Annotated in this window: 13 protein-coding genes and 1 pseudogene; 4 read left to right on the top strand and 10 right to left on the bottom strand. The window is 62.6% G+C overall.

Annotated elements, in window-relative coordinates; translation table 11 throughout:
• Window positions 1-17: 17 nt before the first annotated feature.
• Window positions 18-718, top strand: a pseudogene (locus ACD578_RS22475) (winged helix-turn-helix transcriptional regulator).
• A 29-nt stretch (window positions 719-747) separates the two neighbouring features.
• On the opposite strand, the gene ACD578_RS22470 reads toward ACD578_RS22475, so the two are convergent.
• Window positions 748-1,479 (bottom strand): dienelactone hydrolase family protein, encoded by a 732-nt coding sequence (locus ACD578_RS22470; protein WP_404288655.1) that lies wholly within the window; start codon window positions 1,477-1,479, stop codon window positions 748-750.
• Between the two features lie 134 nt (window positions 1,480-1,613).
• On the opposite strand from ACD578_RS22470, the gene ACD578_RS22465 reads away from it, so the two are divergent.
• On the top strand, window positions 1,614-2,717 hold the full coding sequence (locus ACD578_RS22465) for a patatin-like phospholipase family protein (protein WP_404288653.1): 1,104 nt from the start codon (window positions 1,614-1,616) through the stop codon (window positions 2,715-2,717).
• Window positions 2,718-2,721: 4 nt separating this feature from the next.
• Here the strand turns inward: ACD578_RS22465 and ACD578_RS22460 are convergent, their stop codons facing one another.
• Complete coding sequence (locus tag ACD578_RS22460; RefSeq protein WP_404288651.1) at window positions 2,722-2,901, bottom strand: hypothetical protein; 180 nt, start codon at window positions 2,899-2,901, stop codon at window positions 2,722-2,724.
• 85 nt (window positions 2,902-2,986) lie between these two features.
• Window positions 2,987-3,259 carry an HNH endonuclease gene (locus ACD578_RS22455; protein ID WP_404288649.1) on the bottom strand — a complete coding sequence of 91 codons (273 nt, stop codon included), beginning with the start codon at window positions 3,257-3,259 and terminating at the stop codon, window positions 2,987-2,989.
• Window positions 3,260-3,352: 93 nt separating this feature from the next.
• On the opposite strand from ACD578_RS22455, the gene ACD578_RS22450 reads away from it, so the two are divergent.
• On the top strand, window positions 3,353-3,901 hold the full coding sequence (locus ACD578_RS22450) for a BON domain-containing protein (protein WP_404288647.1): 549 nt from the start codon (window positions 3,353-3,355) through the stop codon (window positions 3,899-3,901).
• 100 nt (window positions 3,902-4,001) lie between these two features.
• Here ACD578_RS22450 and ACD578_RS22445 read toward each other — a convergent pair whose 3' ends face one another.
• Window positions 4,002-4,208, bottom strand: a complete 207-nt coding sequence (locus ACD578_RS22445) for a hypothetical protein (RefSeq protein ID WP_152709565.1) — start codon at window positions 4,206-4,208, stop codon at window positions 4,002-4,004.
• A gap of 188 nt (window positions 4,209-4,396) precedes the next feature.
• Here ACD578_RS22445 and ACD578_RS22440 point away from each other — a divergent pair, with 188 nt between their 5' ends.
• Window positions 4,397-5,215 (top strand): MipA/OmpV family protein, encoded by an 819-nt coding sequence (locus ACD578_RS22440; protein WP_404288645.1) that lies wholly within the window; start codon window positions 4,397-4,399, stop codon window positions 5,213-5,215.
• 75 nt (window positions 5,216-5,290) lie between these two features.
• Here ACD578_RS22440 and ACD578_RS22435 read toward each other — a convergent pair whose 3' ends face one another.
• From ACD578_RS22435 to ACD578_RS22410, 6 genes are all read right to left on the bottom strand, one after another.
• The gene (locus tag ACD578_RS22435) at window positions 5,291-5,677 is read right to left on the bottom strand and encodes a 6-carboxytetrahydropterin synthase (protein WP_404288643.1); all 387 of its coding nucleotides are present in this window, start codon (window positions 5,675-5,677) and stop codon (window positions 5,291-5,293) included.
• 262 nt (window positions 5,678-5,939) lie between these two features.
• The gene (locus tag ACD578_RS22430) at window positions 5,940-7,874 is read right to left on the bottom strand and encodes a putative bifunctional diguanylate cyclase/phosphodiesterase (RefSeq protein ID WP_404288641.1); all 1,935 of its coding nucleotides are present in this window, start codon (window positions 7,872-7,874) and stop codon (window positions 5,940-5,942) included.
• 32 nt (window positions 7,875-7,906) lie between these two features.
• On the bottom strand, window positions 7,907-8,425 hold the full coding sequence (locus tag ACD578_RS22425; protein ID WP_404288639.1) for a molybdopterin-dependent oxidoreductase: 519 nt from the start codon (window positions 8,423-8,425) through the stop codon (window positions 7,907-7,909).
• 236 nt (window positions 8,426-8,661) lie between these two features.
• Window positions 8,662-9,600: a ring-cleaving dioxygenase gene (locus ACD578_RS22420; protein ID WP_152718637.1), complete on the bottom strand. Its 939-nt coding sequence runs from the start codon at window positions 9,598-9,600 to the stop codon at window positions 8,662-8,664.
• Window positions 9,601-9,746: 146 nt separating this feature from the next.
• On the bottom strand, window positions 9,747-11,183 hold the full coding sequence (locus ACD578_RS22415) for a M20 family metallopeptidase (RefSeq protein WP_404288637.1): 1,437 nt from the start codon (window positions 11,181-11,183) through the stop codon (window positions 9,747-9,749).
• 102 nt (window positions 11,184-11,285) lie between these two features.
• Complete coding sequence (locus tag ACD578_RS22410) at window positions 11,286-13,139, bottom strand: ABC transporter ATP-binding protein (protein ID WP_404288635.1); 1,854 nt, start codon at window positions 13,137-13,139, stop codon at window positions 11,286-11,288.

Raw genomic sequence — 13,139 nt, 5'->3', positions numbered from 1 at the left:
AGTTATTAATAGCAACTATGAAGTTAGAAAAAATAACTGATAGGCCAGAACCTCGCGCCAGGCGCCATTATGAGGACGCCTGTGCGACCGCCCATGCCCTCGACCTCGTCGGCGAACGCTGGGCACTCCTGGTGATGCGCGAACTCATGCTGGGCCCCAAGCGCTTCAGCGACCTGCGCGAGAGCCTGCCCGGCATCAGTGCGAATGTCCTTACCCAACGCCTCGAGGGGCTGGAATCGGCCGGCATTCTCGTGCGGCGCAAGCTGCCCCGCCTGCGGCGGTGCAGGTCTATGAACTGACGGAATGGGGATATGAGAGCGAGCCGATCTTTCAGGCGCTCGGCCGCTGGGCGGCGCGCTCGCCCGCGCACGACCCGGCCCTGCCGTTCAGCACGGCGTCCCTGGTGTTGTCCATGAGGACGATGTTCAATCGAGAGCGGGCAAAGGGCATGGATGCGAGGATTGGTTTTCGCATAGGGGAGGAAACCTTCCTCGCCCATCTATCCGACGGACGGATCGAGATCGGGCGCGCCGCACTCGACGAGGCCGAGGTGATCCTGACAGGGCTGCCGCCGGTGCTCGCCGGCGCAATCTATGGCAGCCAACCGCTGGAGGCGCTGGAACGGACCGGCGCGTTGCGGGTCGAGGGCGACCGTGACATGGCCCGCCGTTTCGTGAGCCTGTTCCCGCTGCCGCCGAAGGTTTCAAAGCCCGCCTGAGGGACGTCAGGCAGGCCGCAGCGATCTTCTTATCGCAGCGTCTCTTCGAAGAAGGTGAGCAGCCGCTTCCAGTGCCGCTCGGCACCGCGTTCGTCATAAACGTTGTGGTCGGAAACGGCCCAGCCATGCGCCATGCCGACATAGTTTTCGATGATGTGATCGATCTCGGCCCGTCGCAGCGCTTCCGCCAGCAGGGCCGATTGCTCGGGCGGAAAACTGCCGTCCACGCCCGCGCTTCCCACATAGACGCGTCCCTTGATCGTGGACACGTGGCGATGCGGACTGTCGGGCGCATCGCTCGCGAGGCGTCCACCATGGAAGCTCGCCGCCGCGGCAATGCGGTCGGGATAGGCCGCAGCAGCATGGATGGCGCGGCTTCCGCCCATGCAATAGCCGACCGTGCCGATCCGGCCCACGGCGCCCGCTTCCGTCAATACGGCAAGGAACGCGGCCGAATCGCGCCGGGTCATGTCCTGACTCGTACCGTCGATCATGCTCCGCAACGCACTGCGGGTGGGCTCCTCCGAAAAGGCCGTCCTGGCATCCAAGGGGCCATAATCGCCGAAGCGATAGAAGAGATCGGGAACGAGAACCACATAGCCCTCACCCGCGAGGCGCTCGGCCATCGTATCGAGCGCGGGCCGCGGGCCGAAAGCATCCATGTAGAGGATGATACCCGCCGCAGCTTGATGGCTCGGGCGGAACAACCCTGCCTTGGCGGTTCCGTCTTCCGTCCGGATCGAAATGTCCTGCTTTGCCAAGATCCTCTCCTCGTGCTTGCGCCGCCCGCCCTCGGAACCCTCGCTGAATGCGAGCGTTTCCTGCCCTCTCCTATGACCCTATAGGAGCGCTATTTCAAATCCGGCACGCCCGCTGACCCGCCGAGGCATTCACGATGGCCCCTTCGTCAGAGTCCGGTCGAGAGAAATTGGCCAAGGAGCAGCCGCTCGTCCTGGTGCTCGGCGGCGGCAATGCGCTCGGCTCCTATCTGGCCGGGGCATGCGAGCATCTGCTGCAGCAGGGCATCGAGCCACAATGGATCGTCGGCGGCTCCATCGGTGCCGTCATGGGCGCGATCATCGCCGGGAATGCTCCCGAGGATCGCCTGCCCCGGCTCAAGGCGTTCTGGGACGAGGCGATGATCCGCTCGCCGGGCCTGCTGGGACGCGGCACGAAGACCCGGCACACCTATAACGAGCTTCACACGATCACGACACTTCTGTTCGGACGGCCGGGGCTGTTCGGCCATCGCTTTCCCGGGGCGCTGTCCATGTTGCCCTGGATGCCGGACGACATTGCGCTCTACGATCACACACCTCTGCGCCAGACGCTGGAACGGCTCGTCGATTTCGACAGGCTGAACCGAAGTGACATCAGGCTCACCGTCGGCTGCGTCGACCTGGAATCCGGTGACGAGGTTCTGTTCGATACGACCCGCGACAGGCTCACGCCCGAGCACTTTCTGGCCAGCACCGCGATCACGCCGATCTTCCCGCCTGTCGAGATCGGCGGTCAATTGTTGTGCGATCCGGGCTACACCAACAATCTGCCTCTCGACGTGCCGTTCGCCGAACCGATGAACCAGGACTTCACCTGCATCGCGGTCGAGCTGTTCAGCCTGCACGCGTCGCGTCCAGCCTCGCTCCATTCAACGGCGGAGCGCGCGAACGATCTCATCTTCGCCAGCCCCACGCGGCGGACCTTGAAGGCGCTTGAGCGGGAATATGCCCTGCGCGACAAATGGGAGCCGGATGGTCCCACGGCCACGCTGCTGCACTTGGCCTATTATGCGGGAAGTGACGAGCGCGCCGGCAAGACCTTCGACTACTCGCCCTCCTCGATCCGTGACCGCTGGGGTGCCGGAAAGCGCGATATGAAAAAGAGTCTGGCGCTGCTGGACGATGCGCCGCGAACCCGGCACCGCTTTCGCTACCTGGCCCTGGATCCTCGGCAGGAAGCCGTATCGGCCGAACTTGGAGCTTCGGCGCCTCGTGCCTGACGGATCAGGGGCCCCCGGCCAATGATCCGACCACCGCCATGGTCAGCTCGTCGAGATTGACGCGTCCTTCGATGGTAATCATCTCGGCATCGCTAGGCTTGACGCGAAGGCCCTGCTGGCCGGCCTCCGATTGCCGCTGCAGCTCGGCGATGATGGCTTCGCGCACTTGATCCTCGATGTTCATCGCTATCGTCCTTTCACCGTGGCGTTTCTTGCTGTCGAACGTCGGGACGGACGACCCTGTTCCACGCCTGCACAGCTTCAGGGGCTCAAGGCTCTGTTCGAACGGCCTTCAAGGCTCGGAACGCCTGTGCATCCATGGTGCCGCGCTCGTTGTTGCAGGCCGAGCAGGCCAGCACGATGTTGTCGCGGTTGAGCGGGCCGCCGAAGGACTTGGGCACCACGTGATCGAGGGTCGCGAGATCGGGCGCACGTTTTACGCCACGTCCCGGTCGCCGCGCGGGAATACCGCAATAAACGCAACGTCCCTCGTCGCGGGCGAAGACATCGTTGAAAAGCCTGATGCGCTGAACTGCTTTCATGGCAATAAAACCTGCCCTCCTTTCAGGGGGCTCTTCGTGTGGAACCGGAGGGGAAGCGGGGTGGTTGCTCCTGCATTCAGAGGAGCAGAACCCATGGTAGACACCCGCCGCAGGAACCGGAACCCCTTCAATGACGATAACGGCTACGGTGATGTGCCTCCGCGCGGTGCCGTCGGCTTTCGCGGCGAAGGCCGGGAATATCCGGGCGGCTACGGCAGCGATGCCAATGAGTTTGCAGGCGGGGTGATCGACGATGGACGGGGCGGCCCTCCGGACGACGAAGGATTCGACCCCGGCTACAGCCACGACCGTTCCGGCCTGGGCGCCTTCGGCTCACGCGATCCCAACGATGTGGATGTTCGCTCCGGCCGAGAGGACGGGCGCTCCTCCGGCGGCCATCGCGGCCGCGGGCCCAAGGGCTACAAGCGATCCGACGAGCGCATTCATGAGGATGTGTGCGAGCGCCTGACAGAGGACCCGTTCATCGATGCCTCCAACATCGAGGTGGCGGTGAAGGACGGCGAGGTCACGCTCAACGGCACCGTTTCGAGCCGAGGTCTCAAGCGCCGCGCCGAGGATCTGGCGGAACTGGCCTCAAGCGTAGCTCACGTGCAGAACAATCTTCGCGTCGAAGGAGTCTGAGACGCATGGAAGCTCCCACCTCCCGTGGGAGCTTTCTCTCATTGCTGGACGATATCTCCCCGTTCTTCGCATTTGGTTCGCGCAACTCTCTTGGCGCCTCTTACGGCACCTCGGGCGGCAGCATCGGATGAATGATGGGCTTTTCAGATTCCGGGGGCTGCTCGGGCAGGGATGACGGAGCACTCGGGGGAGTGGACGGCAGAGGAGTCTCGGGAGGGATCGGCATGGTCGGCACCGGCTCGGTCGGTGGCGGCTTGGGATAAAACTCATCCGGCTGCGGCCGGCCGCTGGTACTGGGTACGGACAAGAAGCTCTCCCCTGCAACATTCTGTCTCGTGATCAACCGCCCAGTTGCGCGAAAGTTCTCTCGCGGCTGAAACCCTCCGGTCGATTTCGGTGCCGTCACCAAAACGAAACCATAGTCGAAATCCGAGGCTTGACCTTACGTCAGTTTGCGGCCACGACGGCAGGGTGGAATTTGGAATCGGAAGAGCCATGCGCGCAGCCTCATCCCTCGCCGTTTTGACTGCCCTACTGGCGGGTTCGACCGTGGCTCAGGCGGCCGATCCGCTCTTCTCGCCCGAACCCATTCAAGACTCCTCGGGCTGGATCGTCACCGTGAAGGGCAATCTGCGGGTGGGGCCGTCCTACCCGGGTTCGGACGAGTTCAGCTTCATCGGCTACCCCTCGCTGAGCTTTCGCCGCGCCGGTACGGTCGAGCGTTTCAGCGCTCCCGATGACGGCCTGAGCTTCTCGTTCCTGGAGGATTCCGCCGTCCGCTTCGGTGTCGTCGGCCGCTTCGTGGGCGGGCGTTATCTGCAGGACAATCGGGAGCTCTTCGGCCTGGAGAAGATCGACTGGGCGGTGGAGCCCGGCGTCTTCGTGGAATACTGGCCGCTCGAGTTCCTGCGGGCCCGCGCCGAGATCCGGCGCGGCTTCAACGGGCATGAGGGCTTCGTGGCCGATTTCGGCCTCGATGCGGTCCAGAGATTCGGCGCGTTCACCGTCTCGATCGGTCCGCGCCTTGCTCTCGGCGACAACGAATTCACCCGCACCTATTTCGGCGTGACGCCCGCCGAGGCGGCGCTGAACGGCCAAGTCACGCCCTACCGGCCGTCAGGCGGCATCACTTCGGTGGGGGCGACCGGGGCGATCAGCTACGACTGGTCGCAGCAATGGTCGACCACCGCCTTCGTCACCTACAAGCATCTGGTCGGCGATGCCGCCGACAGCCCGATCGTCGAGCGCTTCGGCTCGGAGCACCAAGTCGGCGTCGGGCTGACGGTGTCCTATTCCTTCGGCTACACGCCCTGAAGATTTAAGGCTGCATCCCAAATGAAAGAGCCGCCCTTGCAGGCGGCTCTTTCATTTTGAGAATATCGAACGTTCTCAGGCCGCTAGGCTGCTGCTGATGGCAGATTCACCGCGATAGATGCAGCCTTCCGACGAACCGGACATGCCGCGCTTGAGCTCGACCTCTTCAAGGTTGGGGAACCGGGCCTTCACGAGCCTCCAGATATACGTGGTGACGTTCTCCAGCGAGGCGATGCCGATCTCAGGGTTGAGGTCCAGGTTGCCGTGGTCCAGGCCCGATCCGTGCTCGCCTTTGATCTCCTTGATGTAGTTCTCGACGTCATAGAGATTGACCGGCCAGCCATAGACCTCGTCGACGGCCCCGCCGAAGGTGAGCTTGACGATGAAGGTGTGCCCGTGCAGCCCGGAATAGGGAGCCACCGAGTGCGCGGCCTCGAACGTAAACTCGCAATATGTCTTCATTCACCTTGCTCCCGTCGCCGGTTCTCTGCTTGTTGCCGAACGCATCGTTGAGTGCGAACCGAAGGTCCGCGTCAGCGAAAACCGAGTCCGCCTGTCCGCACGCTGCACTGGAGGCGCAGCCTGCTGAACATTCGATCGGGTTCGCATTCCTGCGTTCAGGCCATGGAAAATGTGCCTAGCATATTTCGCTTCATCGACAAAATCCCGCGAAGGCACCGCAACGTGGTCCTCGATGCTTTGTAGAGCATGGGTCCATTGCTTCTTACGCGACTCTGACCTTGTGCTTGAGAGCGGCCAGCGTATGGACCAGTTCCCGTGCCGGCTTCGGGCGCCCGAAATAATAGCCCTGCGCATCGGTGCACCCGGCCGCCTGGATCTGCCGCAGCTGATCCTCCGTCTCGATGCCCTCGGCTACGGTCGGCATGCCTAGGCTGGCGCCCAGGTTGGCGACGGACTGCACGATTGCGAGGCAATCCGCCCGCTGGGACATTTCACGCACGAAGGACTGGTCGATCTTGATCTTGTCGAACGGGAAGCTGCGCAAATAGCTCAGGGATGAGTAGCCGGTTCCGAAATCATCCATCGCGACCCGTACGCCGAGTCGGCGCAGCTGATGAAGCGTGGAGACGGTCATCTCATTGTCCTGGAGCAGCACCGACTCGGTGATCTCCAGTTCCAGCCGGTTCGGAGCGAGTCCCGACGCCGCCAGAGCCCGGCTGACGCTCTGCACGAGACCCCGGTTCCGGAACTGAATCGGCGAGAGATTCACAGCGACGTGAACGTCCCTCGGCCAAGTGGCGGCTTCCTTGCAGGCCTGCTCGATGATCCAATCGCCCAAAGGCGAGATGAGACCGGTATCTTCGATCACCGGAATGAACTCCGCCGGTGGGACGAGACCGCGCTCGGGGTGGTGCCAGCGCAGGAGAGCCTCGAAGCCGCCGATCTCGTTCTTCTGGATATTGATCTGAGGCTGATAGAACAGCTCGAACTCGCCGTTGGTCATCGCCTTGCGCAGATCGACTTCCAGAACACGACGAGCCTGAAGCTGCTCATCCATATCCGACTCGAAGAATCGGAACGTGCCCCGCCCATCGGCCTTGGCGTGATAGAGGGCCATATCCGCATGCTTCAGGATCTGGCTCGGGGTCATATTCCTCTGAGCCAAAGCGATGCCGATGCTCGTGCCGATGAAGAGTTCCTGCCCGTTCACGCTGAAGGGCGCGCGGAGGGACTCGACGATGCGCGATGCGAGGGCGGCGCTTTCCTGGGGCCGACGAATCCCTGTCTGAAGGATGGCAAATTCATCGCCGCCGAACCGGGAGATCAGGTTTCTCACTTGGCCTTCGCTGGCGGGAATGCAGGCGCGCAGGCGATCGGCTACGGCCTTGAGCAGTTCGTCGCCCGTTTCGTGGCCGAAGGAATCATTGACATCCTTGAAGTGATCCAGATCCAGATAGGAAACGGACACCGTGCGTCCGTTCGGCTTCAAGCGTGTGAGTGCGTGTTCCAATTCGTTGCGCAGCACCACGCGATTGGGCAGGCCCGTGAGCGCATCCTGATGCGCCAGAACATGAAGCTCTTCATGGGCTCGCCCCAGCAGCCGGTTGTGCTTGTCGAGCAGGAAGATCAGGACAACTCCGACAAGGATCAGGCTTGCCGCGATGCCGGAGAAGGCCCAGTGCAGCCGGATCAATTCCTGCTGATCCTTCTGAACGAGCGCGGCCCCGTGATTGTGCGCCACGGATGCGAGCTGTGCGAGTCTGCCCTCCAAGGGACGCAGAAGTTCAAGCGCCTTTCTGGCCGCCTCCGGATTCCGGTCGATTTCCGCGATCAAGGGCTGGGCTGCCGCGAGCGTCTCCTGGAACTCGCGGAGAGTGGCGTGATGTTCCGGATTGCGCTGGAGAAGGTCCTGGAAGCTTCCCTCGTTCAGCATCCGGGCTCTGCCGAGCAGGATATCGAAGCGCAGTTCGACCTCGTCCTTGTCGATATGGCTCCCAGGCATCCCGAATTCGGCCAGGCGATGTTCGAGGCGGATAAACTCGGAAGCGGCTTGTCCCGCCTCCCAGGCTGGATTGTAGACGGAGATCTGCTGCAACGCACCTTGGCGTTGAACGACCAGCACCGAAATGTAGATGCCGGCGATCAGAAAACCGCCAATGACGATCGCAATAACCGTTTTGAAGGTGCGCAGGGACAAATGCTGAGGCCTCCGAGACCTGCCGACTGCTGCTACTTCACTTCAATCCTGGCAACCTGCCAAGCCGAGCGGGCATAGTAGGTCTGGCTCTTGAGCTCGGGATTGCTGTCATACGGATAGACGATGAACAATGGACCTTTGTCCCGCACGGGCATGTACTCGCCATTGCGCTTGAGCGCGAGGATCACGTTGTACTTCCCGAAATCCTCCATCGGAATCTCGGTGGCATAATCGTTGAGCGCGATGACCGAAACGCGCTGCCCGTTTGCTCCGACCTGCTTCATCAGCTTGTCGAGGGAAATGCCTTCGAACTTGACCTTGCCTTCGTACCAGGGCGTTGTCGTCTCGATTGTAATGAGACCAAGGGATTCCAGCATCGCGCGATCGAACTGGGCGGTGCTGTCCTTGTTGGTCACGCCGATCTTGCCCGAGATCGTGAGGATCGGCCGCTCCTTCGGGGCGGGCAGTGACGCGGCATAGGCCACGCCAATGATCCCTAGGAACGCGACAAACGTTCCTAGCAGGCCCGTTCTCGTCTTGGCGCCAAGCATGCAGATCCCCTACGGAAATTAATGTAAGCGATAGAAACACATAAATTTGATCAAAGTGTTACACAACTCTGCTTCAGAAGTAAAAGCGACGAAACTGCCATTGTTATTTTATAATGGTTATCTAAACGTAACGGCATCCAATCCTAGTCTGGATCTGCAAAGAAAAACCGCTTCGCGTCGTGGTGCGAAGCGGCTTCAGGTCTCCAGACCGTTCAAGAGACGGAAATCATCAGATATTAGAGAGGCTTGAGACCTGCCTCGATCTGCCCCCGGCGCGGCTCCAGGAAGGGCGGCAGGGACAGACGTTCCCCAAGCTTGTCCATGGGCTCGTCCGTGGCAAAGCCCGGCCCGTCCGTGGCGATCTCGAACAGGATGCCGTTCGGCTCGCGGAAGTAGAGGCTCTGGAAGTAGTAGCGGTCGACCGGGCCGCTGGAGGGTGCCCTTAGCGACTGCAGCCGCTCCCAGCATTCCTGGTAGGTCTGCTCGTTGGGCGTGCGGAAGGCCACGTGGTGGACTCCACCCGCTCCCGGCCGGGCCGGGGAGACACCGGGCTCGACCGCCACATGCAGTTCCGCCGCCGGTCCGCCCTCGCCCATCTCAAACACATGAACCGGCGTATCACCGACGCGGTATTCACGGGCGGCGCGCATATCCATCGCTTCCGTCAGAACGCGAGCCGTGCGCTCGAGCTTCGGCACACTGATCCGGATCGGTCCAAGGCCCCGGATCTGGTACTCGACCGGCACGGGGCTGCGTTCCCACGGATGGACTTCACCCTGCCCGCCATCGTCGACGAGACTGAGGCGTTGGCCCTCGAAGTCCTCGAAATCGAGGGTGAGGCGCCCATCGCGCTCCACGATCCGTTCGCTGCTGATGCTGAGGCTCTCAAAACGATCCTTCCACCATTGCAGTGCCTTCTCGCCGTTCACGCGCAGGGCTGTCTGCGAGATGCTGTGCGTGCCGCGCCGCTCGCGCTCGACCGGCCAGTCGAAGAAGGTGATGTCGGTGCCGGGAGAGGCCTTTCCGTCCGCATAGAACAGATGATAGGCGCTCACGTCGTCCTGGTTCACCGTCTTCTTGACGAGGCGCAGGCCTAAGGACTGCGTGTAGAAGGCGTGATTGCCCGGTGCATCGGCCGTAACGGCCGTCAAATGGTGAATTCCGGTCAGCTTCATGGTGCTGTCTCCATCAATGTTGCGATGAAGATAGACCCCAGGTGGTGCCGTTACGAGCCTGCGGGACGCCAAGTCAATCTTGCTGAAACGCAAGAACACCCCAGCCGCCGGCGGGGGTGTTTGCAGAATTGAAAGGCGCTCGACGATCAGGCTGCTTTGGCGCGCAGATCGTCCGGCGTGACGTCGTCCGGGATCGGGCAATGGTAGTCGCGGCCGCCATTGCGTTCCTTCAGCTCCGCCTTGGCGCGGGCGACGAGATCCGGGTTGCGCAAGCAATCGGCGGCAGTCGCCGCCATGGCCTTGGCGGCCAGCACCATGCCTTTGTGGGCAGCGGGCAGATTGCCCTGCGTGACGAGCTGCCAGGTGTGGAACGGCGTGCCGATGGCAAAGCAGGCCGTGTGACACTGCACCGTCGGCACGATCCAGCTGACATCGCCCACATCGGTGGTGCCCATCATGACATCCTCGCGGGTCGGCATGGCGAGCACCCCGTCATGGAGCATCTTGGTCTTCAGCGAAAGATCATGCGGCTTGACGCTGGCCAGGATCTCCTCATCCGTCAGCGCCGTTCTCTGGAGCTTTTCCGCAAAGGCGAAATCGGCCTTGTCGAAGGCGGGCGGTCCAAGGCGGCGCATGTTCTCGTACATGGCCTCCTGCAGCGCCTTGTTGGGCAGGACATTCGAGGTGGCGTCCGTGATCTGCACCGTGACGGAAGTTTCCGTCATCAGCGCCGCGCCGTCTGCGATCTTCTTCACGCGCTCGAACAGACGCTCGGCATCGGGCAGGTGCGGCGAGCGCACGAGGTAGAGCGATTCCGCGAAGGCCTGCACCACATTCGGCGCATCGCCGCCCGTGTGGGTGGTGGCGTAATGCACGCGCGCATCGGAGGGCATGTGCTCGCGCATGTAGTTCACGCCGACATTCATCAGTTCCACCGCATCGAGCGCGGAACGGCCCACATGAGGGGCCGCTGCCGCGTGCGCGGCGCGGCCCTTGAAGCGGAAGTAAGCCTGGATGCAGGCGAGCGACGACGCGGTCTGCACCTCGTTGACGACGCTCGGATGCCAGCAGAAGGCAGCGTCGAGATCGTGGAACAGGCCGGCGCGCGCCATGAAGGTCTTGCCCGAGCCGCTCTCTTCAGCCGGGCAGCCGTAATAGCGCACGGTGCCGGCAATGCCTTCCGCGACAAGCGCATCCTTGAGGGCGACGGCCGCCAGTGCGGAACCTGCCCCCAGCAGGTTGTGGCCGCAGCCATGGCCTGGCGTGCCCTTCACCGTGGGAGCATGTTCGGTGCGGCCGGATTCCTGTGCCAGATCGGGCAGGGCATCGAACTCGCCGAGGATGCCCACGACGGGGCCGCCGTTCCCGAATTCCGCAATGAAGGCCGTCGCCATGCCGCCGACATTCTTCGAGATGCGAAAGCCTTCGCGCTCGAGCATGGCGATCTGCTCCTGAACGGCGCGATGCTCCTCGAAAGCCAATTCCGGCGCGGCCCAGATCCGGTCGCTCAAGGCGCAGTAATCTTCGGCCTTGGCATCGACATGACGGGCGACGGCATCAAGGCTCAGGCGGTCGTTATGCATAATGTTATGATGTCTCGTAAAATGGATATGGCGCGAACATTATCAGGTTCGAGTCGGTAAGGAAGAGACATCGTTTCATGGAAGCTTTGTTTTCAACGCACCCTAGACCGCTTCGTCCGCCACGCCCTTGCGCCCCACGAGGAACCCGCCCGACTGGCGCGACCAGAGGCCGGCATAGAGGCCGCCGTTTTCCAGAAGCTCCTCGTGCGTGCCTTCCTCGACGATCCTCGCGTCGTCCATGACGATCAGGCGGTCCATGAGCTGCAGGGTCGAGAGGCGGTGGGCGATGGCGATCACCGTCTTGCCTTCCATGAGGGTGGCGAGCGATTCCTGGATGGCGGCCTCCACCTCCGAATCCAGGGCCGAGGTCGCCTCGTCCAGGATCAGGATCGGCGCGTCCTTCAAGATCACGCGGGCAATGGCGATGCGCTGGCGCTGGCCGCCGGAGAGCTTGACTCCGCGCTCGCCCACATGCGCATCGAAGCCGCGCCGGCCGCGTCCGTCGACCAGGCGCTCAATGAATTCGACCGCATGGGCCTGACGCGCCGCCTCGCGCATCGCCTCCTCGCTCGCCTCGGGCCGCCCGTAGAGAATGTTCTCCCGGATGGAGCGGTGCAGCAGCGAGGTATCCTGCGTCACCACCGAGATCTGCGAGCGCAGGCTTTCCTCCTGCGCGTCGGCGATGTCCTGGTCGTCGATCAGGATCCGGCCCTCCTGTGGTTCGAAGAAACGCAGGAGCAGGTTGACGAGCGTCGTCTTGCCGACGCCGGAGCGCCCGACGAGGCCGATCTTCTCGCCCGGGCGAATGATCAGATTCAGCCTGTCGACGACCTTGTCGCCATCGCCATAGGAGAAGCTCACGTCGTCGAACCGGATCTCGCCGCGCGTCACCGTGAGGGGGCGGGCGGTCGGCTTGTCCTGCATGGTGAGCGGACGCGAGATCGTCTTCATGCCCTCCTGCACCGTGCCCACATTCTCGAAGATGCCCATCACTTCGAAAGCCACCCAGCCGGACATGGAGACGATCTGGGTGGAGAGCAGCAGGGCGGTGGTCATGGTGCCGGCATCGATGCGGTTCGTGCTGAAGAGCCACACCGCCATGGCGCCGGTCGAGACGAGAAAAATCGCATTCAGAAAGGTGAGACCGGCCACATAGAACGTGTTGATGCGCTGCTGGCTCATGAACGCATCGTTGAGCCGGCGATAGCCCTCGCTGATATATTCGTCCTCGTCCTTGCGGCGCCCGAACAGCTTGACCGTCATGATGTTGGTAAAGCTGTCCACCACCTTGCCGGTGACGGCGGAGCGCGCCTCGCTCGACGCGCGCGAGCGCTTCTGGATGCTCGGCACGGAAAAGGCCAGCAACGTCGCATAGAGCATGAACCATCCGGCCATGGGGAGAGCCAGGCGAATGTCCTGCGTTCCCATCAATCCGATGGAGGCCGCCCCGAAAATCAGGATCTGCCAGACGGCGCGAGCCACCGACAGAACCGTCTCACGCAGGGGCCGTCCCGTCTGCAGCACCCGGTTGGCGATTCGGCCCGCAAAATCCTCCTGGAAGAAGCCCAAGGGCTGGCGCACCACGTGCCAGTAATTCTGCCAATGGACCATGGTGGTGAAGGAGACCGCCAGCGAATGGTTGACCAAAAGCCGGAACAGGATCGTCCCCACAGGCCGCACCAGGAGGATGATCGACCCCATGGCGATCAGCAGCGGCCCGGCCTCGCGAAAAATGTTTTCCGGGGACGTATGCGAGAGGGCGTTGACCAGCCGGCCGATGAGATAGGGGATCAGCGCCTCGAAGACGGCGAGCACGAAGCCCAGCGCGAACAGCGCGATGAACAGGCCCTTCGCCTGGGCGATGAAGTGCCAGTAGAAGCCCCAGAGATTATCCGGCGGCGATTCCTCAGGAGGTCTTTTGGTGAAGTCGATCCGGGTCTCGAAGTAGCGGAACAT

It is taken from the genome of Microvirga sp. RSM25 (assembly GCF_044784385.1).
GTDB lineage: Bacteria > Pseudomonadota > Alphaproteobacteria > Rhizobiales > Beijerinckiaceae > Microvirga > Microvirga tunisiensis.
Note: the sequence above shows the minus strand (reverse complement) of the source record. Positions and strands in the feature narration are given on the sequence as shown.

What these genes read in the sequence shown, in the direction of transcription:
- ACD578_RS22440 (WP_404288645.1), top strand. Translation starts at nt 4,397, where the DNA reads ATGCGCGCAGCCTCATCCCTCGCCGTTTTGACTGCCCTACTGGCGGGT.
- ACD578_RS22455 (WP_404288649.1), bottom strand. Translation starts at nt 3,259, where the DNA reads ATGAAAGCAGTTCAGCGCATCAGGCTTTTCAACGATGTCTTCGCCCGC.
- ACD578_RS22435 (WP_404288643.1), bottom strand. Translation starts at nt 5,677, where the DNA reads ATGAAGACATATTGCGAGTTTACGTTCGAGGCCGCGCACTCGGTGGCT.
- ACD578_RS22450 (WP_404288647.1), top strand. Translation starts at nt 3,353, where the DNA reads ATGGTAGACACCCGCCGCAGGAACCGGAACCCCTTCAATGACGATAAC.
- ACD578_RS22465 (WP_404288653.1), top strand. Translation starts at nt 1,614, where the DNA reads ATGGCCCCTTCGTCAGAGTCCGGTCGAGAGAAATTGGCCAAGGAGCAG.
- ACD578_RS22420 (WP_152718637.1), bottom strand. Translation starts at nt 9,600, where the DNA reads ATGAAGCTGACCGGAATTCACCATTTGACGGCCGTTACGGCCGATGCA.
- ACD578_RS22460 (WP_404288651.1), bottom strand. Translation starts at nt 2,901, where the DNA reads ATGAACATCGAGGATCAAGTGCGCGAAGCCATCATCGCCGAGCTGCAG.
- ACD578_RS22415 (WP_404288637.1), bottom strand. Translation starts at nt 11,183, where the DNA reads ATGCATAACGACCGCCTGAGCCTTGATGCCGTCGCCCGTCATGTCGAT.
- ACD578_RS22410 (WP_404288635.1), bottom strand. Translation starts at nt 13,139, where the DNA reads ATGTTCCGCTACTTCGAGACCCGGATCGACTTCACCAAAAGACCTCCT.
- ACD578_RS22425 (WP_404288639.1), bottom strand. Translation starts at nt 8,425, where the DNA reads ATGCTTGGCGCCAAGACGAGAACGGGCCTGCTAGGAACGTTTGTCGCG.